This window comes from Pantoea sp. ICBG 828 (assembly GCF_002928355.1).
Classification (GTDB): domain Bacteria; phylum Pseudomonadota; class Gammaproteobacteria; order Enterobacterales; family Enterobacteriaceae; genus Pantoea; species Pantoea dispersa.
The window spans coordinates 1-366 of the sequence record NZ_POWN01000029.1 but is presented as its reverse complement, the minus strand read 5'-3'; the positions used below and the strand labels follow the sequence as shown (position 1 = coordinate 366).

At 50.5% G+C, this 366-nt stretch carries 1 tRNA gene; it reads left to right on the top strand.

Features of this window, described 5'->3' with window-relative positions:
* Window positions 1-16: 16 nt before the first annotated feature.
* A tRNA-Ala gene (locus tag C1Y43_RS23490) sits at window positions 17-92 on the top strand.
* The last annotated feature ends 274 nt before the right edge of the window (window positions 93-366 follow it).

The following is a 366-nucleotide window of genomic DNA, read 5'->3' as shown; positions in this document are numbered from 1 at the left end:
TCTGCAGTGACTGTATGGGGCTATAGCTCAGCTGGGAGAGCGCCTGCCTTGCACGCAGGAGGTCAGCGGTTCGATCCCGCTTAGCTCCACCATTACAGTACTGAAACTTACTTCAGAGTATACCGGCAACGGTGTGCTGCGAAGTATTTGCTCTTTAACAATCCGGAACAAGCTGAAAATTTGAAACGACGCGTCGTGTTCATTCTCCGTAATAAGAATGAAATTTACGATGCGTTCGGGTCTCTCAAATGCTTGCAGTCTGCAGCGTTGCAAAACGCCTGTGGGTTGTGAGGTTAAGCGACTAAGCGTACACGGTGGATGCCCTGGCAGTCAGAGGCGATGAAGGACGTGCTAATCTGCGAAAAG